Origin of the sequence: Streptomyces sp. NPDC018833 (assembly GCF_044390825.1) — a bacterium.
In the GTDB taxonomy this organism is placed as follows: Bacteria; Actinomycetota; Actinomycetes; order Streptomycetales; family Streptomycetaceae; genus Streptomyces.
The window spans coordinates 247,205-267,258 of record NZ_JBIRZM010000009.1 but is presented as its reverse complement, the minus strand read 5'-3'; the positions used below and the strand labels follow the sequence as shown (position 1 = coordinate 267,258).

At 70.7% G+C, this 20,054-nt stretch carries 20 protein-coding genes; 7 read left to right on the top strand and 13 right to left on the bottom strand.

Annotated elements, in window-relative coordinates:
* Nucleotides 1–141: 141 nt before the first annotated feature.
* From ACH5AF_RS20460 to ACH5AF_RS20445, 4 genes are all read right to left on the bottom strand, one after another.
* The gene (locus ACH5AF_RS20460; protein WP_398903015.1) at nucleotides 142–1,266 is read right to left on the bottom strand and encodes a GuaB3 family IMP dehydrogenase-related protein; all 1,125 of its coding nucleotides are present in this window, start codon (nucleotides 1,264–1,266) and stop codon (nucleotides 142–144) included.
* A 101-nt stretch (nucleotides 1,267–1,367) separates the two neighbouring features.
* Nucleotides 1,368–2,870, bottom strand: a complete 1,503-nt coding sequence (guaB, locus tag ACH5AF_RS20455; protein ID WP_398903014.1) for an IMP dehydrogenase — start codon at nucleotides 2,868–2,870, stop codon at nucleotides 1,368–1,370.
* A gap of 126 nt (nucleotides 2,871–2,996) precedes the next feature.
* On the bottom strand, nucleotides 2,997–3,584 hold the full coding sequence (locus tag ACH5AF_RS20450) for a sigma-70 family RNA polymerase sigma factor (RefSeq protein ID WP_215183563.1): 588 nt from the start codon (nucleotides 3,582–3,584) through the stop codon (nucleotides 2,997–2,999).
* A 210-nt stretch (nucleotides 3,585–3,794) separates the two neighbouring features.
* Nucleotides 3,795–4,406, bottom strand: coding sequence for a response regulator transcription factor (locus tag ACH5AF_RS20445; RefSeq protein ID WP_003948568.1), 612 nt, complete (start codon nucleotides 4,404–4,406; stop codon nucleotides 3,795–3,797).
* Between the two features lie 442 nt (nucleotides 4,407–4,848).
* Here ACH5AF_RS20445 and ACH5AF_RS20440 point away from each other — a divergent pair, with 442 nt between their 5' ends.
* The gene (locus ACH5AF_RS20440) at nucleotides 4,849–5,172 is read left to right on the top strand and encodes a WhiB family transcriptional regulator (RefSeq protein ID WP_177148662.1); all 324 of its coding nucleotides are present in this window, start codon (nucleotides 4,849–4,851) and stop codon (nucleotides 5,170–5,172) included.
* A gap of 656 nt (nucleotides 5,173–5,828) precedes the next feature.
* Here ACH5AF_RS20440 and ACH5AF_RS20435 read toward each other — a convergent pair.
* Nucleotides 5,829–6,719 (bottom strand): LysR family transcriptional regulator, encoded by an 891-nt coding sequence (locus tag ACH5AF_RS20435; protein WP_398903013.1) that lies wholly within the window; start codon nucleotides 6,717–6,719, stop codon nucleotides 5,829–5,831.
* 80 nt (nucleotides 6,720–6,799) lie between these two features.
* Here ACH5AF_RS20435 and ACH5AF_RS20430 point away from each other — a divergent pair, with 80 nt between their 5' ends.
* The 5 genes from ACH5AF_RS20430 to ACH5AF_RS20410 all read left to right on the top strand — a co-directional run bounded on the left by ACH5AF_RS20430 (nucleotide 6,800) and on the right by ACH5AF_RS20410 (nucleotide 11,234).
* Nucleotides 6,800–7,507 carry an MOSC domain-containing protein gene (locus tag ACH5AF_RS20430; protein WP_398903012.1) on the top strand — a complete coding sequence of 236 codons (708 nt, stop codon included), beginning with the start codon at nucleotides 6,800–6,802 and terminating at the stop codon, nucleotides 7,505–7,507.
* Between the two features lie 60 nt (nucleotides 7,508–7,567).
* Nucleotides 7,568–8,305, top strand: a complete 738-nt coding sequence (locus ACH5AF_RS20425; RefSeq protein ID WP_398903011.1) for a multicopper oxidase family protein — start codon at nucleotides 7,568–7,570, stop codon at nucleotides 8,303–8,305.
* Between the two features lie 10 nt (nucleotides 8,306–8,315).
* The gene (locus ACH5AF_RS20420) at nucleotides 8,316–9,089 is read left to right on the top strand and encodes an SDR family NAD(P)-dependent oxidoreductase (RefSeq protein WP_398903010.1); all 774 of its coding nucleotides are present in this window, start codon (nucleotides 8,316–8,318) and stop codon (nucleotides 9,087–9,089) included.
* Nucleotides 9,090–9,348: 259 nt separating this feature from the next.
* Nucleotides 9,349–10,377, top strand: coding sequence for a hydroxyacid dehydrogenase (locus ACH5AF_RS20415; protein WP_398903009.1), 1,029 nt, complete (start codon nucleotides 9,349–9,351; stop codon nucleotides 10,375–10,377).
* A 164-nt stretch (nucleotides 10,378–10,541) separates the two neighbouring features.
* Nucleotides 10,542–11,234, top strand: a complete 693-nt coding sequence (locus ACH5AF_RS20410; RefSeq protein ID WP_398903008.1) for an ester cyclase — start codon at nucleotides 10,542–10,544, stop codon at nucleotides 11,232–11,234.
* Nucleotides 11,235–11,362: 128 nt separating this feature from the next.
* Here the strand turns inward: ACH5AF_RS20410 and groL are convergent, their stop codons facing one another.
* The 3 genes from groL to ACH5AF_RS20395 form a co-directional block, all read right to left on the bottom strand.
* The gene (gene groL / locus ACH5AF_RS20405; RefSeq protein ID WP_398903007.1) at nucleotides 11,363–12,991 is read right to left on the bottom strand and encodes a chaperonin GroEL; all 1,629 of its coding nucleotides are present in this window, start codon (nucleotides 12,989–12,991) and stop codon (nucleotides 11,363–11,365) included.
* Nucleotides 12,992–13,106: 115 nt separating this feature from the next.
* A complete protein-coding gene (gene groES, locus ACH5AF_RS20400; protein WP_177148652.1) occupies nucleotides 13,107–13,415 on the bottom strand; it encodes a co-chaperone GroES in 309 nt (102 codons plus the stop codon).
* A gap of 413 nt (nucleotides 13,416–13,828) precedes the next feature.
* Nucleotides 13,829–14,773, bottom strand: coding sequence for a polysaccharide deacetylase family protein (locus ACH5AF_RS20395; RefSeq protein WP_398903006.1), 945 nt, complete (start codon nucleotides 14,771–14,773; stop codon nucleotides 13,829–13,831).
* 48 nt (nucleotides 14,774–14,821) lie between these two features.
* Between ACH5AF_RS20395 and ACH5AF_RS20390 the strand changes: the two genes are divergently transcribed.
* Nucleotides 14,822–16,042 (top strand): methyltransferase domain-containing protein, encoded by a 1,221-nt coding sequence (locus ACH5AF_RS20390; protein ID WP_398903047.1) that lies wholly within the window; start codon nucleotides 14,822–14,824, stop codon nucleotides 16,040–16,042.
* A gap of 141 nt (nucleotides 16,043–16,183) precedes the next feature.
* On the opposite strand, the gene ACH5AF_RS20385 is transcribed toward ACH5AF_RS20390, so the two are convergent.
* The 5 genes from ACH5AF_RS20385 to tsaD all read right to left on the bottom strand — a co-directional run bounded on the left by ACH5AF_RS20385 (nucleotide 16,184) and on the right by tsaD (nucleotide 19,994).
* Nucleotides 16,184–16,822: a hypothetical protein gene (locus ACH5AF_RS20385; RefSeq protein WP_398903005.1), complete on the bottom strand. Its 639-nt coding sequence runs from the start codon at nucleotides 16,820–16,822 to the stop codon at nucleotides 16,184–16,186.
* A 10-nt stretch (nucleotides 16,823–16,832) separates the two neighbouring features.
* On the bottom strand, nucleotides 16,833–18,086 hold the full coding sequence (locus ACH5AF_RS20380; protein ID WP_398903004.1) for an RNA polymerase sigma factor: 1,254 nt from the start codon (nucleotides 18,084–18,086) through the stop codon (nucleotides 16,833–16,835).
* A 47-nt stretch (nucleotides 18,087–18,133) separates the two neighbouring features.
* Nucleotides 18,134–18,490, bottom strand: a complete 357-nt coding sequence (locus tag ACH5AF_RS20375; RefSeq protein ID WP_398903003.1) for a YciI family protein — start codon at nucleotides 18,488–18,490, stop codon at nucleotides 18,134–18,136.
* Between the two features lie 125 nt (nucleotides 18,491–18,615).
* Complete coding sequence (locus ACH5AF_RS20370) at nucleotides 18,616–18,891, bottom strand: hypothetical protein (RefSeq protein ID WP_398903002.1); 276 nt, start codon at nucleotides 18,889–18,891, stop codon at nucleotides 18,616–18,618.
* The gene (tsaD, locus tag ACH5AF_RS20365) at nucleotides 18,888–19,994 is read right to left on the bottom strand and encodes a tRNA (adenosine(37)-N6)-threonylcarbamoyltransferase complex transferase subunit TsaD (RefSeq protein WP_398903001.1); all 1,107 of its coding nucleotides are present in this window, start codon (nucleotides 19,992–19,994) and stop codon (nucleotides 18,888–18,890) included. The genes ACH5AF_RS20370 and tsaD overlap by 4 nt, the downstream gene beginning before the upstream one ends.
* Between the last annotated feature and the right edge of the window lie 60 nt (nucleotides 19,995–20,054).

The following is a 20,054-nucleotide window of genomic DNA, read 5'->3' as shown; positions in this document are numbered from 1 at the left end:
AGACCCGTGAGGACAGCCAGAAGGGCCCGGCACCATCAGGCCATCAGGTGCCGGGCCCTTCCCGACGCTGACTCCACAGCCGACGCTGACGCCACAGCCGAGGCCGAAGCCGACGCTCGAGCCGCGCCGCCGCGCGGAGGATCAGCGGCTGTGCTGCGAGTCCGCCACTGTGACCTCGACCCGCTGGAACTCCTTGAGCTCGCTGTAGCCGGTCGTCGCCATCGCACGGCGCAGGGCGCCGAAGAAGTTCATCGAGCCGTCGGGGCTGTGCGAGGGGCCGGTCAGGACCTCCTCGGTCGTGCCGACGATGCCGAGATCGACCAGCTTGCCGCGCGGCACGTCCTCGTGGACGGCCTCCATGCCCCAGTGGCGGCCCTTGCCGGGCGCGTCCGTCGCGCGCGCGAGCGGAGAGCCGATCATCACCGCGTCCGCGCCGCAGGCGATCGCCTTCGGCAGGTCGCCGGACCAGCCCACACCGCCGTCGGCGATGACGTGGACGTACCGGCCGCCGGACTCGTCCATGTAGTCGCGGCGGGCCGCGGCCACGTCGGCGACCGCGGTCGCCATCGGCACCTGGATGCCCAGCACGTTGCGCGTCGTGTGCGCGGCGCCGCCGCCGAAGCCGACCAGCACGCCCGCCGCGCCCGTGCGCATCAAGTGCAGCGCGGCCGTGTACGTGGCGCAGCCGCCGACGATGACCGGGACGTCGAGCTCGTAGATGAACTGCTTGAGGTTCAGCGGCTCGGCGGCGCCGGAGACATGCTCGGCGGAGACCGTCGTACCGCGGATGACGAAGATGTCGACGCCGGCGTCCACGACGGCCTTCGAGAACTGCGCGGTGCGCTGCGGGGACAGCGCGGCGGCGGTGACGACGCCCGAGTCGCGCACCTCCTTGATGCGCTGCCCAATCAGCTCCTCCTTGATCGGGGCGGCGTAGATCTCCTGGAGCCGGCGCGTGGCGCTCTCCGGGTCCAGCTCGGCGATCTCGTCGAGAAGCGGCTGCGGGTCCTCATGGCGGGTCCACAGGCCCTCGAGGTTCAGGACGCCGAGGCCGCCCATCTCACCGATGCGGATCGCGGTGCGCGGCGAGACGACCGAGTCCATCGGGGCCGCCAGGAAGGGCAGCTCGAAGCGGTAGGCGTCGATCTGCCAGGCGATCGAGACCTCCTTCGGGTCCCGCGTGCGCCGGCTCGGTACGACGGCGATGTCATCGAACGCGTACGCCCGGCGGCCGCGCTTGCCGCGCCCGATCTCGATCTCAGTCACGATATGTGGCCTTTCCCTCTACGTCTGCGCCTACCAGTATCCCCGACACACACGCGAGGGGCGGCCCCGGCGACCCGGGACCGCCCTGGCGGACGTACGCGCTACTTCCTGCTGTAGTTCGGCGCCTCGACCGTCATCTGGATGTCATGCGGGTGGCTCTCCTTGAGACCCGCCGAGGTGATCCGCACGAACCGACCACGGTCCTGCAGCTCGGGCACCGTGCGTCCGCCGACGTAGAACATCGACTGGCGCAGGCCGCCGACCAGCTGGTGGACGACCGCGGAGAGCGGACCGCGGTAGGGGACCTGGCCCTCGATGCCCTCGGGAACCAGCTTCTCGTCGGAGGCGACGCCCTCCTGGAAGTAACGGTCCTTGGAGAAGGAGCGCTGCTCGCCACGCGACTGCATGGCGCCCAGCGAGCCCATGCCGCGGTACGACTTGAACTGCTTGCCGTTGATGAACATCAGCTCGCCCGGCGACTCCTCGCAGCCGGCGAGCAGCGAGCCCAGCATGACCGTGTCGGCGCCCGCGACCAGGGCCTTGGCGATGTCGCCGCTGTACTGCAGACCTCCGTCGCCGATCACCGGGACGCCGGCCGCCTTGGCGGCGAGCGAGGCCTCGTAGATCGCGGTGACCTGGGGGACGCCGATGCCGGCGACCACCCGCGTGGTGCAGATGGAGCCCGGGCCGACGCCGACCTTGATGCCGTCGACACCCGCGTCGACCAGCGCCTGGGCACCGTCCCTGGTGGCGATGTTGCCGCCGATGACGTCCACGCCGGATGAATTCGACTTGATCTTGGAGACCATGTCGCCGACCAGCTTGGAGTGGCCGTGCGCGGTGTCCACGACGATGAAGTCGACGCCCACCTCGATCAGCGCCTGGGCGCGCTCGAAGGCGTCGCCCGCGACACCGACGGCCGCGCCGACGAGGAGGCGGCCCTCGCTGTCCTTGGCGGCGTTCGGGTACTTCTCGGCCTTGACGAAGTCCTTGACCGTGATCAGGCCCTTGAGGACGCCCGCGTCGTCGACCAGCGGAAGCTTCTCGATCTTGTGGCGGCGCAGCAGCTCCATGGCGTCCACACCGGAGATCCCGACCTTGCCCGTGACCAGCGGCATCGGCGTCATGACCTCGCGCACCTGGCGCGAACGATCGGTCTCGAAGGCCATGTCGCGGTTGGTGACGATGCCGAGCAGCTTGCCCGCGGGGTCGGTCACCGGCACACCGCTGATGCGGAACTTGGCGCACAGCCGGTCCGCTTCCGCGAGCGTCGCGTCCGGGTGCACGGTGATCGGGTCGGTGACCATGCCGGACTCGGAGCGCTTGACCAGGTCCACCTGGTTGGCCTGGTCGGCGATGGAGAGGTTGCGGTGCAGCACGCCGACGCCGCCCTGACGGGCCATGGCGATGGCCATGCGCGCCTCGGTCACCTTGTCCATGGCGGCGGACAGCAGCGGGATGTTCACCCGCACGTTCTTCGAGATGTACGAGGAGGTGTCGATCTGGTCGGGAGCCATGTCGGAGGCACCCGGCAGCAGCAGCACATCGTCGTAGGTCAGCCCGAGTGTCGCGAATTTCTCGGGCACTCCGTCGACGTTGGTCATGACACCTTCCCCAATGGCCTTGATCGGTGCGGATGTCCATGCTAACGGGCTCTGCACCCGTCTCATTCCACGATCAAGATCAGTAAGCAGCTTTGTATGTTCATACGCACGTGGCCGCCGCGCGGTTCACTGCTCGGCCAGCGCCCGCAGACGGCTCAGCGCACGGTGCTGGGCGACGCGCACGGCACCCGGCGACATCCCCAGCATCTGTCCCGTCTCCTCCGCCGTCAGCCCGACGGCGACGCGCAGCACCAGCAGCTCGCGCTGGTTCTCGGGGAGATTGGCGAGGAGCTTCTTGGCCCACTCGGCGTCGTCGCTGAGCAGCGCCCGCTCCTCGGGCCCGAGGGAGTCGTCGGGCCGCTCGGGCATCTCGTCGGACGGCACGGCCGTCGAGCCCGGATGCCGCATCGCCGCTCGCTGCAGATCGGCGACCTTGTGCGAGGCGATGGCGAAGACGAAGGCCTCGAAGGGCCTTCCGGTGTCCTTGTAGCGCGGCAGTGCCATCAGCACCGCGACGCACACCTCCTGAGCGAGGTCGTCGGCGAAATGCCGGGCGTCGCCGGGAAGTCTGTTGAGACGGGAACGGCAGAAGCGCAGTGCGAGCGGGTGGACGTGCGCGAGCAGGTCGTGCGTGGCCTGCTCGTCGCCGTCGACGGCACGATGGACGAGTGCACCGATGGCCCCCTGGGCGGTCGCCGCCTCGTCGTCACGCATCGGTCCATGGTGCCTTGGCGCCGGAGCCTCCGCGGCACCGCGTCCCATGTTGTGCACCGAAGCGTTATGAGCAGGTGCGCCGGAAGTCATCTCCTGCGCCCTCCCCTCCCGCTCGACCGACTCGTCCCCGAGGAACTCCACACCCTCAAGGATGCGGCATCGCGCGGGAAACGGATGCCCTCGGGCATCCGTCACCCCGTGCCAGGCCACTCAGCGGACCAGGCCCCAGCGGAATCCGAGCGCCACCGCATGCGCCCGGTCCGAGGCGCCGAGCTTCTTGAACAGGCGCCTGGCGTGCGTCTTCACCGTGTCCTCGGACAGGAACAGCTCGCGCCCGATCTCCGCGTTCGACCGGCCATGGCTCATTCCCTCGAGCACCTGGATCTCACGCGCGGTGAGTGTGGGCGCGGCGCCCATCTCGGCCGAGCGGAGCCGGCGCGGGGCGAGCCGCCACGTCGGGTCGGCGAGCGCCTGCGTGACGGTCGCCCGGAGCTCGGCGCGCGAGGCGTCCTTGTGCAGATAGCCGCGGGCACCGGCGGCGACCGCGAGTGCGACACCGTCGAGGTCCTCGGCGACGGTGAGCATGATGATCCGGGCGCCCGGGTCGGCGGACAGCAGCCGGCGCACGGTCTCGACGCCGCCCAGGCCGGGCATGCGTACGTCCATCAGAATCAGGTCCGAGCGGTCGGCGCCCCACCGGCGGAGCACCTCCTCGCCGTTGGCCGCGGTCGTCACGCGCTCGACGCCGGGCACGGTCGCGACCGCGCGGCGGAGCGCCTCTCGGGCAAGCGGGGAGTCGTCGCAGACGAGGACGGATGTCATGGCCGCCCTCCGCAGCTGATGCGCGTCACCTTGAGCCTCCAGGCTGGGTACGTTTCGTCACCTGAGCGGTTGAACGCTCTCGGACATGTGCCCGACAGCTTGTTCTTTCAACCGCCTCGCCCTCTCAACGACGGTCACTCGAAAGAGTTACGGGTGGGACGAAGCTCTTCGGCACTCTGCGTAAGGGGCCGTGCGCGAACAGCAGCGCCGCAGGTCACCGGAGTTTCTCCGGGGAGCCGTGCCCCATTCAGCGGCTTTTCTTCCCATTAGCTGGTGTCTTTGGCTAGATTCGCAATGAGTCATATTTACATCTACTTACACAGCAGATGTACGGTCGTTGGCACAGCGTGGGGTGCCGGAACCGGCACACGCCGGCCGGAGGTCCCGCCCGGTTCCGACTTGTCCTGTATCCACTCAGCACGGTTTCAAGGGGACATGCGCTATGGCAGATTTCTCTCGCCTTCCCGGACCCAACGCCGATCTGTGGGACTGGCAGCTCCTCGCGGCATGCCGCGGGGTCGACAGCTCGCTCTTCTTCCATCCGGAAGGCGAACGCGGTGCAGCGCGCAGCGCGCGCGAGAACTCGGCGAAAGAGGTCTGCATGAGGTGCCCCGTCCGGGCCGAGTGCGCGGCACACGCGCTGGCCGTGCGGGAGCCTTACGGCGTCTGGGGCGGGCTGACGGAGGACGAGCGCGAGGAGCTCATGGGCCGCGCACGCCATCGTCTGATCCCTGCGACGAGCGCGGGAGGCGCGGTAGGGGGCTGACGCCCCCGACGCGAACGAAGAAACGTTCCTTCGTATGTACGAACGAGACTGAGCGACACCGAGCGACGACGACTACAGACGACGACTACAACTGCCACGGGCTACGACGACCGTCTGCGCGAACGACACGCCTGCTCCCCACCATCTCTGCACCTGCACGCCGGTCCCGGCCTCAGCCGGGACCGGCTTTCTGCGTCCGGGCGCGGTTGCGCGGCGCGCCCCTGGCGTCCGGGGGGGGCGGGCGGGGCGGGGGGGCGGGGGGCCGGGGGGGGGGGCCCCCGGCGCCGCCCCCCCGCGCCACCGCGTACAAGCGGTTCGGGGACATGCAGCTGCCGGGGCTGCCAGGCTGCCGGGGCGCCGGACCGCCCGGAACGGTGCCGCGCTTCAATGCGGCTCCGCCGCGTACAGGCGTTCGGGCGCGGTGCGCCGGCCGGGCCGCTGGGGCAGCCACCCGGAGCCAGCAGCCCAGGGCCGATGTCGCGCCTCAGCGCTCGGCCGCCAGCGACAGGCGGTCCAGGGTCGCCGCCATGGCTCGCCAGGGGCTGGGCAACCCAGGGCCGATACCCGGCCTCAGGGCTCGCCCGCCGGGGCAGTGGTCCACGGTCACGGCCGCCGGTGCCACCAGGCGCCAGGCAGCCCAGGGCCGATGTCGCGCCTCAGCGCTCGGCCGCCAGCGACAGGCGGTCCAGGGTCGCCGCGACCGCTGGGACCTGGGAGAGGTCCGGGAGGGTCAGGGCGACGATCTCGCGGGCGACGGGTGGGTTCACCGCGATCGTCCGCACCCCCTTCGGGCGTACGGACTCCAGCGCCAGCTCCGGCAGCACCGCCACGCCCAGGCCCGCGCCGACCAGTCCCATCACCGCCGGGTAGTCGTCCGTCGCGAAGTCGATCCGCGGCGTGAAGCCGGCTTCCTCGCAGACCTCCACGAGCTGACGGCGGCAGCGAGGGCAGCCCGCGATCCACGGCTCATCGGTGAGGTCGCCGATCGCGACGCTCTCCGCGCCCGCCAGCCGGTGGCCCTCGGGCACCAGCCCGATGAGCCGGTCCGTGAGCAGCGGGCGTACGACGAGGTCGTCCCATTCGGCGCCCGCCGTGCCGTAGCGGAAGGCCAGGGCCACGTCGCAGTCGCCCTCCCTCAGCATCTCGACAGAACGCGGCGGCTCGGCGTCGACCAGGGAGACCCTGGTGCCGGGATGCGCCGCGCGCAGGGCGGCGAGCGCCGTGGGCACCAGCGTGGAACTGCCGCTCGGGAACGAGACCAGACGGACGCGGCCCGCCCTGAGCCCAGCGATCGCGGCGATCTCCTCCTCTGCGGCGGTGAGCCCGGCGAGGATGCCCGACGCGTGCCGGACGAGCACTTCGCCCGCCTGGGTGAGGCGCATCTCGCGGCCCGTACGAATCAGCAGCGGTGTGCCGGCCGAGCTCTCGAGTGCTTTCATCTGCTGGCTGACCGCAGGCTGGGTGCAGCCCAGTTCGCGCGCGGCGGCGGAGAAGGAGCCGGTGGCGGCCACGGCGCGCAGGACACGGAGATGACGGGCTTCGATCACTCCTTGAGCATAAGCGTGGCTTGGGGATGCAGGAAAATATAGGCTGGTTGCTTTGGGGAACGTCGGTTAGCGTGCCCGGCATGAAGCTTCTGAGTGTGAACGTGGGGCGGCTCAGGTCCGTGGACTACGCCGGCACTGGAACGACCGGAATCGACAAGCGTCCGACCGAGGGGGCCGTCCGGGTGGCGGACCCCGGCCACAAGGGAGAGGGAGGCAGCGGTGTGGCCGGGGACGAGATCTCGGACCTGCGCCACCACGGCGGCACCGACCAGGCGGTGTACGCCTTCGCGCGGGAGGATCTGGACCGCTGGGAGAGGGAGCTGGGCAGGCCGCTGGCGAGCGGCTCGTTCGGCGAGAACCTCACCACGAGCGGGCTCGACGTCAACGGCGCGTTGATCGGCGAACGCTGGCGGATCGGCGACGAGCTGGTGCTGGAGGTGACCAGCGGGCGCATACCGTGCCGCACGTTCGCGAGCTGGCTCGGTGAGAAGGGGTGGGTCAGGCGCTTCACACAGGAGGCCGCGCCCGGCGCGTATCTGCGGGTGATCAGGCCCGGTGAGGTCAGGGCGGGCGATCCGATCGAGATCGTGCACCGGCCGGATCACGAGGTCACCGTCTCGCTGTCGTTCCGGGCCGGGACCACCGAGCGCTCCCTGCTGCCGCGGGTGCTCGCCGCGGGCGACGCGCTCCACCCCGAGCAGCTGCGGGAGGCGCGGGATTACGTGGCCACGCGCGAAACCGGGAGCGGCGCCGGCTCCCGCACCGGGCAGCTGCCGATCGTCTCGTAGGGGAAATCCCGGAGAAGACGGGTCAGTTGGCTCGGGGACCGATGGGGGACGGTCCCCGATGTGCCCGTCGGCGGCGGCCGGGACGCTGGGCGCTTCTCGCTCATCGCGTCGGACGGCGGGCTGCTGCCGCAGGCCGTGTCGATGGACCGCATCCGGCTGTCTCCCGGCGAGCGGGCCGAGATGGTGGTGCGGATGCGACCGGGCGAGCGGGCTGTGCTGCGCAGCCATCCGCAGAGCCTGGGCGACTTCTGGCAGACCAGGTTCAACGGCGGTGACGATTCGTTCGACGTACTGGAGCTGCGTGCCGCGAAGACGCTGCGGTCCTCGCCCGAACTGCCCGGCACGCTCGGCGAACCGGAGCTGCCGGACGGCGAGGACTCCGTGCGGACATGGTTCTTCGGCCTTCAGCGGTCCGGGATCAACGGTAGGCCGATGTCCATGGACCGGATCGACGGGACCGTCACCCGGGGCGCCACCGAGACCTGGGTCCTGCGAAACGACGACGGCATCCCGCACAACTTCCATGTGCACGACGTGCAGTTCCGGGTGCTGGAGGTCGACGGCCGGCAGCCGCCGCCCCATCTGCGCGGCCCGAAGGACACCGTGTTCGTGCCCGGTAACAGGAGCGTGAAGATGGCCGTACGGTTCACGGGCCCGGCAGACCCGGACACTCCGTACATGTACCACTGCCACCTGCTGTACCACGAGGACGAGGGCATGACGGGCCAGTTCGTGGTCGTCGAGAAGGGACAGCGGCCCGGCGAGGTCCGTACACCGCGCTCACACGCGGGGCACTAACGTGCCGCCTATGACGACTGCACTGATCACGGGAGCGACCGCGGGCATCGGCGCCGCCTTCGCACGGCGGCTGGCGGCCGAGGGACGCAATCTGGTCCTCGTGGCCCGCGACACCGAGCGGCTGCAGGAGCAGGCCACCGAACTGCACGACCGGCACGGCATCGAGGCGGAGGTGCTGACCGCGGACCTGGCCGAGGAGGACGGGATCGTCGCGGTCGAGAAGCGGCTCGCGGACCGCAGGCACCCGGTGGACCTGCTGATCAACAATGCGGGCTTCGGGAACAAGGGGCGCTTCCTGGAAGTGTCCATGGCCGACGAGCTGACGATGCTGAAGGTGCACTGCGAGGCGGTGATGCGGCTGACGGCGGCCGCGGCCGGCCCGATGCGGGAGCGGGGGCGCGGAGGCGTGGTGAATGTGGCCTCGGTGGCGGCGTTCGTGCCGCGCGGGACCTACGGCGCGTCGAAGGCGTGGGTCGTGCAGTTCACGCAGGGCGTGGCGCGGGATCTGGCGGGGTCGGGCGTGCGGCTGATGGCGCTGTGCCCGGGGTTCGTACGGACGGAGTTCCACGAGCGGGCCGGGATGGGGACGGACAACATCCCGGGCTGGCTGTGGCTGGACGCCGACAAGTTGGTGACCTCGGCGCTGGCGGATCTCGCGAAGGGGAAGTCGCTGTCCGTCCCGGATCCGCGCTACAAGGCGCTGATGGGCGTGGTGAAGCTGGCCCCGCGCAGCCTGCTCGGAGGGGTCAGCTCGCGAGCGGGCCGCAAGTACGGGCCCCAGTGATCGGTCGACTCCGAAAGCAGGAGTCAGCGCGAGCCCCAGTGTGCTCGCAGGACCTGAGCAGAAGTCAGCGCGAGCCGCAGCCTACGCGCAGATCCTGAGGCGGAGTCAGCACGAGGCAGCCTGCGCAGAGGCTCCGTTCGTCACCGCGTACGACGAAGACGGTCAGGCGCGGGACTCCGACCAGGCACAGAGTTCCGCCGGCCTGACCGCCGGCAGCGTCGAGTGACCCAAGCGACCTGTGAGGAGCCCGCGTTCCACCATGCATCACGCCACTGATAATCGCCCCGCGCTGCTGCTGGCCATGGCGCCGGGAATCGCCGACCGACTGTTCGCCGACCGCCACCGCGTACGTCTGACCGCGCTCACCCGCACCGACCCGTACCTCGTCGCCCACGACCTGGCCTCGCCCTCACCGCGCGTCTCCGCCGCGCTCGCCGAGGCCGAGGTGCTGCTCACCTGCTGGGGCGCCCCTTCGCTGACCGCCGAGGTGCTGTCGGCCGCGCCCCGGCTGCGTGCCGTCGTCCACGCCGCGGGCTCCGTCAAGCACCACATCACCGAGGCGTGCTGGCACCGCGGCATCGCCGTGACCTCGGCGGCGGCCGCGAACGCACTGCCGGTCGCGGAGTTCACGCTCGCCGCCGTCCTCTTCGCGGGCAAGCGGGTACTGCGCTCCGCCCACCGGTACGCGCAGCTGCGCGCCGAGCACGACTGGCGCGCTGATCTCGACGGCTTCGGCAACTACCGCCGTACGGTGGGAGTGGTGGGCGCGTCCCGCATCGGTCGCCGGGTGATCGAGCTGCTGCGCCCCTTCGACCTGCGGGTCCTGCTGTACGACCCGTATGTCGACGACGCTGGGGCGGCGGCGCTGGGTGTCGAGCGCATCGGCCTGGACGACCTCTGTGCCCGCGCCGACGTCGTCACCGTCCACGCTCCGCAGGTGGCGGACACCCACCACATGATCGGCGCGCGCGAGCTGGGCCGGATGCGGGACGGCACCACCCTGATCAACACTTCGCGCGGCTCGCTCGTCGACGAGGACGCCCTGCTTCCCGAGCTTCTCTCCGGCCGCCTCGACGCGGTGCTGGACGTGACCGACCCCGAAGTGCCGCCCGCCGACTCACCGTTGTACGACCTGCCGAACGTGCTGCTGACGCCCCACATCGCCGGATCGCTCGGTGAAGAGCTGTACCGGATGGCCGACCAGGCGCTGGACGAGGTGGCGCGGTTCGCGAGCGGTCTGCCGTTCGCCGACCCGGTGCACCCGGCAGCCCTGGGCCATTCCGCCTGACGCGCCTGAGCGCCTGAGCGCCTGACACGCTGACGCGCCTGACATGCACCACACACCCGACACGCCCGAGCACCCGACCCGCCCGAGCACCCGAAACGCCCACAAGAGCATAAATCACTAAAATGGCCGTATCAGGTCGTACCACATCCGCCGCGGGAGGTGCCATGAAATTCGTACAGATAATCGATTACAAGACTGACCGGTTCGACGGCGTGAACGCGCTCATGGACCAGTGGGTCGAGAAGACGAAGGGCAGGCGGACCACCTCCCACCTCATCATGGGGAAGGACCGCTCGGAGGGGTCGCACTACGTCGACATCGTCGAGTTCCCTTCGTACGAAGAGGCGATGCGGAACTCCAAGCTGCCCGAGACCGACCGCATCTTCCAGGAGATGGTGGCGCTCTGCGACGGCATGCCGTCGTTCACCGACCTCGACGTGGTCCGTGACGACCAGCTCAACACGGCGGCCGCCCGCCGCTTCTTCCACGAGATCGCCGTCGGCGGGAACCTCGACGCCATCGACGAGATCTTCGCCGCGGACTACATCGACCACGACGTCGCCAACGAGGCGGAGTCCGAGGTCGGCAGCGACGTCATCCGCCGCGATCTGACGATGTGGCGCGACGCCTTCGACTTCACCTTCGAACTCGACCGGCAGGTGGCCGAAGGCGACGACGTGTGCCTCCTGTGGACCTGGAGCGGCAAGCACAAGGGTGAGTTCCAGGGCATCCCGGCCACGGGAGAGCAGTGCACGATGACCGGCACGACGATCTTCCGCTTCCAGGACGGGAAGATCCAGGAAGGCTGGTGGCACTTCGACGTCATGCGCCTGATGCGGCAGCTCGGGGCCCTCTGACCAACTCCTCCCCAACCGGGGGCCGAACGTCCGCCGGCAGCGAGGCAGCAAGCCGGAAAGGGAGAAGGCCCCCGTCCCCGCGCGCGGCGGGAACGGGGGCCTTCTTCAGCGCGTGTCGCGTCAGCGACTCAGTGGCTGTGGCCGTGACCGTGGCCGTGGCCCGCCTCGGCATCCTCGTCGGCCGGCTTCTCGACGACCAGGGTCTCGGTCGTGAGCAGCAGGGAGGCGATGGAGGCAGCGTTCTCCAGGGCGGAGCGGGTGACCTTGACCGGGTCGATGACGCCGGCCTTCACCAGGTCGCCGTACTCGCCGGTGGCGGCGTTGAAGCCCTGACCCGCCTCCAGCTCGGCGACCTTGGAGGTGATGACATAGCCCTCGAGGCCGGCGTTCTCCGCGATCCAGCGCAGCGGCTCGACGGCGGCACGGCGGACGACGGCGACACCGGTGGCCTCGTCGCCGGTCTTGCCCAGGTTGCCCTCGAGCACCTTCACGGCGTGGACGAGCGCGGAGCCACCACCGGAGACGATGCCCTCCTCGACCGCGGCGCGGGTCGCGGAGATGGCGTCCTCCAGACGGTGCTTCTTCTCCTTCAGCTCCACCTCGGTGGCGGCGCCGACCTTGATCACGCACACGCCGCCGGCCAGCTTCGCGAGGCGCTCCTGGAGCTTCTCGCGGTCCCAGTCGGAGTCCGTGGTCTCGATCTCGGCCTTGATCTGGTTGACGCGGCCCTGCACGTCCTCGGAGTTGCCGCCACCGTCGACGATGGTGGTGTCGTCCTTGGTGATGGTGACGCGGCGGGCGGAGCCCAGCACGTCCAGACCGGCCTGGTCGAGCTTGAGGCCGACCTCCTCGGCGATGACGGTGGCACCGGTGAGGGTGGCCATGTCGCCGAGCATCGCCTTGCGGCGGTCACCGAAGCCGGGGGCCTTGACGGCCACCGCGTTGAAGGTGCCGCGGATCTTGTTGACGACGAGGGTGGACAGCGCCTCGCCCTCGACGTCCTCGGCGATGATCAGCAGCGGCTTGGAGCCACCCGCCTGGATGACCTTCTCCAGGAGCGGCAGCATGTCCTGGATCGAGGAGATCTTGCCCTGGTGGATCAGGATGTACGGGTCGTCGAGGACGGCCTCCATACGCTCCTGGTCGGTCACCATGTACGGGGACAGGTAACCCTTGTCGAAGGCCATGCCCTCGGTGAAGTCGAGCTCCAGGCCGAAGGTGTTGGACTCCTCGACGGTGATGACACCGTCCTTGCCGACCTTGTCCATCGCCTCGGCGATGAGCTCGCCGACCTGCTGGTCCTGCGCGGAGAGCGCGGCCACGGCGGCGATGTCGGCCTTGTCCTCGATCGGGCGGGCGGTCGCGAGGAGCTCCTCGGACACGGCCTGGACCGCGGCGTCGATGCCCTTCTTCAGGGCGGCCGGGGAAGCACCGGCGGCGACGTTGCGCAGACCCTCGCGGACCAGCGCCTGGGCCAGCACGGTGGCGGTGGTCGTACCGTCACCCGCGATGTCGTTGGTCTTGGTCGCCACCTCCTTCACCAGCTGGGCGCCCAGGTTCTCGTACGGGTCGTCGACCTCGACCTCACGGGCGATGGTGACACCGTCGTTGGTGATGGTGGGTGCGCCGAACTTCTTGTCGATGACGACGTTGCGGCCGCGGGGGCCGATCGTCACCTTGACCGTGTCGGCAAGCTTGTTGACGCCGCGCTCGAGGGCGCGACGGGCGTCCTCGTCGAACTTCAGGATCTTCGCCATGGGAGCGATTCAGCCCTCTCGGAAATCGTGTTCAAAAAACCGCGCCCCTCGCCGCCCGGCATCAGCGGGGTGGCCAGGGGCGCAGTTCAGGCAAATCTGCCGGGTGAAGCGGGAATTACTTCTCGACGATCGCGAGCACGTCGCGGGCCGAGAGGACGAGGTACTCCTCGCCGCTGTACTTCACCTCGGTGCCGCCGTACTTGCTGTACAGCACGACATCGCCGACGTTCACGTCGAGCGGAAGACGCTCGCCGTTCTCGAAGCGGCCCGGGCCCACGGCCAGGACGACGCCCTCCTGGGGCTTCTCCTTGGCGGTGTCCGGAATAACCAGGCCAGAAGCCGTGGTCTGCTCGGCGTCGAGCGGCTGGACCACAATGCGGTCCTCGAGCGGCTTGATGGCAACCTTGGAGCTGGTGGTCGTCACGATCCGACCTCCCCCTTCGGAGATCTCACGGGGTTAACTGATCTGAGGTGGCGACCAGGTGGATCCGTCGTCGCGGGTGCCGGACCTGCCCGTCGCTGTGTTGGCACTCTCCCTTGGTGAGTGCCAGGAGCGAGACTATGACTGCAATTAGCACTCGGTCAAGCGGAGTGCCAATGCAGAACCGCGTGGCGGCCCGATGTCCGTCCGATCGACGCCCCTCCGAGCGCCGCCCGCCCGGCCGCCGCACACCCGGCCGCGGCTGTTCCGCCCGGCCGCCGCACACCCGATCGACACCCGTCCGCCGCCCGTCCGGTCGATCCCCGTCCGACCGATCCCCGCCCCGTGAGCGCCCCCGGCAAGGAGCCGGCGCGCGACTCCCGGCAGGCACCCGGCAAGGAGCCGACGCGCGCGACTCACACGTAGTCCTCCAGCTTCGCCACGGCGTACCCCTTCGCGGTCACGGTCTTCATGACCCGACGGACCATGTCCGGCATGGTGCCCTTCCATTCCCCACGCCCCCGGAAGTGGGTCAGGATGATGTCGCCGGGGTGCAGGTCCCTGTCCCACTCGCGCCACTCCATGTGGTCGGGGAACGCCTCGGACGCCCACAGCGGGACGGCCTCGATCCCGCACGACTTCGCGACGCGCAGGGTGTCCTTGTTGTAGTTGCCGTACGGCGGGCGGAACAGCCGCGGCCGGGTGCCGTACCGCTTCTGCAGCTTGTCCTGCTGACCGCAGATCTCCCGCTTCTGGGCTGAGTAGGACAGGCCGGGCAGGTAACGGTGGTTGAGGGTGTGGTTGTGCAGCGAGACGCCGCGGTCCTGCATCTTCTCGAAGTAGCCGTAGTCGTCGTCGATCACGTAGTCGCTGAGGAAGGCGCTGTACGGGATCCGCAGATCGGACATCATCCGCAGCAGTTCCGGGTCCTTCTCCGCGCCGTCGTCGATCGTCAGGAAGACGATCTTCTCCTTGGTGGGGACGGTGGTGAAGACCGGCGGAAGCTCCTTGCCGCCGTCGACCTCGAAGCCCTTGCGGGTGGTGATCCTCGGCTTGACGGCGGGCGGCGGCGGTGCGGCGAGCGGGGTCTGCTTCAGCCCCCACTTCTTCGCGGCTGCGGCGCGCGCGGCCTGGGCCCGCTTGACCTTCTCGACGTAGGCGGACAGGGCACCGGCCGGGCCTGCCGCCTGCTCCCGGGCCTCTGGGCCCTGCTGGGCCGACTGCCCCGGTGCGGACTTCGCCGGGCGGGCGGGCCCGCCGTCCCCGGCACAGCCGGAGCCGACGGCGGCCACGACGAGCGCGACCACACCCACTCCGACCCGACACGCTCTCACTTTTCCCTTTTGTCGTACTAGCTGCATGGCGCCGCATCCTGTCAGCGCGGCGCCCGCGCACCCGGCCGACACCGCCTGCGTGCGCGGACCATCCCCCGGCTGGCCCACAATGGCCGGGTGAACGCCTCAGATCCGCTCGCCGCGTTGTCGGCACTTCGCACCGAGGAGGGCAGCGCGCTGCTGGCGTCGCTCGCCTCCTACGACCCCGCCGACGAACTGGCCGTGGCCACCCGGCTGCGCCGCGAGCACCCGGCGGAGCTCGTCTCGGCGGCACTCGGGCAGGCGCGGCTGCGGCAGCGGGCGGCGGCGAAATTCGGCGCGGAGGACGCCGGGCGGATGTTCTTCACCCCCAACGGCGTCGAGCAGTCCACCCGCCGCACGGTTGCCGCCCACCGGGCCGAGCTCTTCGCCGCCCTCGGTGTGCGCAGCGTCGCCGACCTGTGCAGCGGCATCGGCGGGGACGCGATCGCGCTGGCGCGGGCGGGAATCTCCGTCCTGGCCGTGGATCGCGATCCGCCGACGGCCGCGGCCGCGCGGGCCAACGCCGAGGCGCTGGGGCTCGCGGACCTGATCGAGGTCCGCTGCGCGGACGTGACGGACATCGACACCTCTGGCTACGACGCGGTGTTCGCGGACCCCGCGCGCCGGGGCGGCCGGGGCCGGATCTTCGACCCGGAGGCGTACTCCCCGCCCCTGTCGTGGGCGATCGCCGCGGCTCGCACCAGCCCGTTCGCGGCCCTCAAGATCGCCCCAGGGGTCCCGCACGAGGCCGTCCCAGAGGACGCAGAGGCCGAGTGGATCTCGGACGGCGGGGATGTCAAGGAGGCCGTGCTCTGGTTCGGCACGGCCCCTGGCACGTTCCGCGCCACCCTGCTCCCCGGCCCGCACACCCTGACCGGCCGCGGCCTGCCCGACCCCGCCGTCCGCGCGGTCGGCCGCTACCTCTACGAGCCCGACGGCGCGGTGATCCGCGCCCACCTGGTCGCCGAGGTCGCCGAGGACGTCGGCGGGGGCCTGATCGACGCGATGATCGCCTACGTCACGTCGGACGAGCTGCGTCCGACGCCGTACGCGACGGCGTACGAGATCACCGACGCGCTGCCCTTCAACCTCAAGAAGCTGAAGGCCCTGCTCAGGGAGCGGGAGGTCGGCAACCTGACGGTGAAGAAGCGTGGCTCGGCGGTCGAACCGGAGGAACTGCGCCGCAAGGTCAAGCCCCAGGGGCCGGGCGCGGCAACGGTGTTCCTGACCAGGACGGCGGGGGCGCCGGCCATGCTGGTCGGGCACCCGGCATAGGGCCGCCCATGCTCGTCGGGCCCGGCACAGGGCCACCGGGCCGGGCTCGTGGGGCGGTCGCGCAGGGCCGCCCGCGCCATGCTCGCGGGGAAGTCGGCGTAGGCCCCGGTCGAGGTGGGACCAGCGGACCGGGGCGTCCGCTCAGACGTGGGTGCCGGCCGACGCCCGGCGCGGCACCAGTCGCAGCGCCCAGCGGTAGTGGCCCACCGCCTTGGCGACGCCGATCAGGCCCGTCAGCCACAGGATCATGCCGAGGCCCATCAGCAACACGACCTCCGGCACCGTGTCCTCGCCGGGCTCCGCACCGGCCGGGACCGCGAAGCAAGTCCACAGGCCGCACGCGCACATCAGGAACGACGGCACGAACCAGGCCAGGCTCAGGCCCGGGGAGGTGAAACGCGCGTCGCGGGCGGGGTCGCTGCCCAGTGCGCTCCACTCGCGCAGCCGCGCGCGCACCTTTCCGTCGCGGACGAGACCGAAGCCGATCAGCAGACCGGTCGGCACCATGAACGCGGTGCCCAGCAGGACGAGCACGCCGCCGAACATGTGGCTGAACACGTCGATCGCCTCGTAGAACACCCGCAGCGCCGCACCGACGAGCACCCAGCCGACCGTGAACCCGCCCACGAGCAGCCACAGCTGGGCCAGCCGCCACACCCCGATGCTCGCCCGATGCAGCTCCCCCATCGCCCTCGCCCGGTCGGCGAGCAGCGACTCACGGTCGAGCCAGGCCTGTATGCGGGTGGGCGGCGGCGGGGGCGGGAGGGCTGGTCCGGGCATGCGGACGAGGTTACCGGGGCCGCTCGGCGGCCTCGGCGGCGCGATGCAGGAGCAGTTGCCTCTCCCGCGCGTTGTGGGCCAGGGAAGCGGCGTGCTCGAACTCCGCCCGCGCCTCCTCGGCGCGGCCCAGCCGGGCCAGCAGGTCACCGCGGACGCTCGGGAGCAAGTGGTAGTCCTTCAGGTCCGGTTCGGCGGCCACTGCGTCCACGATCTCCAGCGCCGCCGCGGACCCCTCCGTCATCGAGACCGCCACCGCGCGGTTCAGCTCCACGACCGGGGACGGCATGATTCGGACCAACTGCCCGTACAGCACGGCGATCGTCGCCCAGTCCGTGTCCTCGTAGCGGACCGCCTGGGCGTGGCAGCCGGCGATCGCGGCCTGGAGGGCGTACGGGCCCAGGGGGCCGCGGCCCGCACGTCCCAGCGACTCGATGCCGCGCCGGATCAGCAGCCGGTTCCACTTGGTGCGGTTCTGGTCGGCGAGCAGGACTGGTTCGCCCGAGGGGCCGGTGCGGGTCGGGATGCGGGACGCCTGGAACTCCAACAGCGCCGCCAGCCCGTGCACTTCCGGTTCGTACGGCATCAGGCCGGCGAGGACCCGGGCGAGCCGCAGGGCGTCTTCACAGAGCGCCGGGCGCACAAGGTCGTCGCCGGCGGTCGCCGCATACCCCTCGTTGAAGATCAGGTAGATGACGTCGAGCACCGAGCCCAGGCGATCGGCGCGCTCGGCGCCGTATGGCACCTCGAAGGCCACACCCGCCTTCGCCAGCGTCCGCTTGGCGCGCACGATGCGCTGGGCGACCGTCGGTTCGGCGGCGAGGAACGCGCGGGCGATCTCCCCGGTCGTCAGCCCACCCAGCAGCCTGAGCGTGAGCGCGACCCTGGCCTCGGTGGACAGCACCGGATGGCACGCGGTGAAGATCAGCCGCAGCAGGTCGTCGTCGATGTCGTCCGCATCGGCCGGTTCGGGCGGCGGCGGCGCGTCGGTGAGCGTCCGCCCCACCTCGGCCAGCTTGCGGGCGTACGTCTCCTTGCGGCGTACGAGATCGATGGCGCGGTGCTTGGCCGTGGCCATGAGCCAGGCACCCGGCCTGTCCGGGACACCCGACTCCGGCCACTGCTCCAGCGCGGCGACCAGAGCGTCCTGCGCGATCTCCTCTGCGATGCCCACGTCCCTCACGATGCGGGCCACGCCGGCGATGATGCGCGCCGACTCGATCCTGAAGACCGCTTCGACCGTGTTTCCTGCGCTCGCTGCCGTCACGGCCACCCATCAGAGCAGCCGTGCCGGAGCGGGGCAAGCGCGGCCGGTCAGTCCTCGGCGATCTGGCGCAGCTCGCAGGTGATGTCCCATTCCGTCGGGTGGATCTCGAGGAAACGCCTGGTCCACTCCAGGGCCTCGGCCTTGTCCTTGCACTGCATGACGGCGTAGCCGCCGATAACTTCCTTCGTCTCGGTGAAGGGCCCGTCGGTGTACGACAGCTTGCCGCCGGACCAGGTCACGCGGGTGCCGTCCGAGGTCGGGGTGAGACCGGCCGTGTCGAGCATGACGCCCGCCTTGGTGATCTCCTCCAGCAGCTTGCCCATCCGGTCGGTGAAGTCCTGGGGGAACTCCGCTCCGGACAGCTCGTTCTCGTCGATACGGATCATGGAGAGAAAGCGCGGCATGACGACTCCTCGGTGGCATCGGGCGGGGCCGTTCCCCGCCTCTCACCCATGCGTCGAACGGGAGGGGGCCCGATCGACACGGCTCCCGGACTTCTTCCGGAAAGTTTTCGGTCTCCGGGAAGTCATCACTGTCCGGGAGATTCCGGGCCGAGCGACTCGAAGCGCCAGCGGTGCACCGGTCGGGTGACCAGGCCGGCCTCCGGCTCCGGGAGCTCGGGCAGAGCGGCGTCGGCGTGCGCCGCCTCCCACCAGGTGACGACCAGCACCCGGTCACCCGCCGCCCGGAACGTCTCGCGGCGCAGCGGCTCGCGCGCGAGCTCCTGGGCGCGGGCCCACTCCAGCAACTCCGCACCGCGGGCCTCGGCGGCGCGGGCCTCCCACATCAGCGCGACGACGGTCATGAGTAGAGGTTGTCCTTGCTGATCTCGTGCACATGGTCGTGGTCCGCCCCGTGGCCGTGGTTCCCCGGCACGTGCGGGTCCGTCACCGGCAGCGACGAGTCCGCCGACAGCTCCCAGTCGGAGGCCGGCCGGTTCCTCGCGACCATCTCCGCGCCCAGCGCGGCGACCATCGCGCCGTTGTCCGTGCACAGCTTCGGCCGCGGCACGCGCAGCCGGATGCCCGCACGCTCGCAGCGTTCCCCGGCGAGCGCCCGCAGCCGCGAGTTGGCCGCGACGCCACCGCCGATCATCAGGTGGTCCACGCCCGCGTCCGTGCAGGCGCGCACGGCCTTGCGGGTGAGCACGTCGACGACCGCCTCCTGGAAGGACGCCGCCACGTCCCGCACCGGCACCTCCTCGCCCGCGGCGCGCTTGGCCTCGATCCACCGGGCGACGGCCGTCTTCAGGCCGGAGAAGGAGAAGTCGTACGCCGGGTCCTTGGCGCCGCTGAGGCCGCGCGGGAAGGCGATCGCCGCCGGGTCGCCCTCCTTCGCCAGCCGGTCGATCACCGGGCCGCCGGGGAAGCCGAGGTCCAGGACGCGTGCGATCTTGTCGAACGCCTCGCCGGCCGCGTCGTCGATCGTCGCGCCCATGGGCCGGACGTCGGCGGTGATGTCGGGGGCGAGCAGCAGCGAGGAGTGGCCGCCGGAGACAAGCAGCGCCATGGTCGGCTCGGGCAGCGGACCGTGTTCGAGCTGGTCGACGCAGATGTGCGAGGCGAGGTGGTTCACCCCGTACAGCGGCTTGCCCAGGGCGTACGCGTACGCCTTCGCCGCCGAGACGCCCACCAGCAGTGCGCCCGCGAGCCCGGGGCCGGCCGTGACGGCGATGCCGTCGAGGTCGCGGGCGCCGACCCCCGCCTCTTTCAGGGCGCGTTCGATGGTCGGCACCATCGCCTCCAGGTGCGCGCGCGAGGCGATCTCCGGCACGACGCCGCCGAAGCGGGCGTGCGTGTCCACGCTGGAGGCGACCGCGTCGGCGAGCAGGGTCGTTCCGCGGACGATGCCGACTCCGGTCTCGTCGCAAGAGGTCTCGATGCCGAGTACGAGCGGTTCGTCAGCCATGGGTGTGAGTCTCAGTTCCTTGTACGATCGGGGCTGTTCGGTCAGGCTGTTCGGTCAGGG

Bases quoted from the DNA above. Each gene is read 5' to 3' on its own strand.
- guaB (WP_398903014.1), bottom strand. From the start codon at position 2,870: ATGACCAACGTCGACGGAGTGCCCGAGAAATTCGCGACACTCGGGCTG.
- ACH5AF_RS20450 (WP_215183563.1), bottom strand. From the start codon at position 3,584: ATGCGTGACGACGAGGCGGCGACCGCCCAGGGGGCCATCGGTGCACTC.
- ACH5AF_RS20445 (WP_003948568.1), bottom strand. From the start codon at position 4,406: ATGACATCCGTCCTCGTCTGCGACGACTCCCCGCTTGCCCGAGAGGCG.
- ACH5AF_RS20440 (WP_177148662.1), top strand. From the start codon at position 4,849: ATGGCAGATTTCTCTCGCCTTCCCGGACCCAACGCCGATCTGTGGGAC.
- ACH5AF_RS20430 (WP_398903012.1), top strand. From the start codon at position 6,800: ATGAAGCTTCTGAGTGTGAACGTGGGGCGGCTCAGGTCCGTGGACTAC.
- ACH5AF_RS20420 (WP_398903010.1), top strand. From the start codon at position 8,316: ATGACGACTGCACTGATCACGGGAGCGACCGCGGGCATCGGCGCCGCC.
- ACH5AF_RS20415 (WP_398903009.1), top strand. From the start codon at position 9,349: ATGCATCACGCCACTGATAATCGCCCCGCGCTGCTGCTGGCCATGGCG.
- ACH5AF_RS20410 (WP_398903008.1), top strand. From the start codon at position 10,542: ATGAAATTCGTACAGATAATCGATTACAAGACTGACCGGTTCGACGGC.
- groL (WP_398903007.1), bottom strand. From the start codon at position 12,991: ATGGCGAAGATCCTGAAGTTCGACGAGGACGCCCGTCGCGCCCTCGAG.
- ACH5AF_RS20395 (WP_398903006.1), bottom strand. From the start codon at position 14,773: ATGCAGCTAGTACGACAAAAGGGAAAAGTGAGAGCGTGTCGGGTCGGA.
- ACH5AF_RS20385 (WP_398903005.1), bottom strand. From the start codon at position 16,822: ATGCCCGGACCAGCCCTCCCGCCCCCGCCGCCGCCCACCCGCATACAG.
- ACH5AF_RS20375 (WP_398903003.1), bottom strand. From the start codon at position 18,490: ATGCCGCGCTTTCTCTCCATGATCCGTATCGACGAGAACGAGCTGTCC.
- ACH5AF_RS20370 (WP_398903002.1), bottom strand. From the start codon at position 18,891: ATGACCGTCGTCGCGCTGATGTGGGAGGCCCGCGCCGCCGAGGCCCGC.
- tsaD (WP_398903001.1), bottom strand. From the start codon at position 19,994: ATGGCTGACGAACCGCTCGTACTCGGCATCGAGACCTCTTGCGACGAG.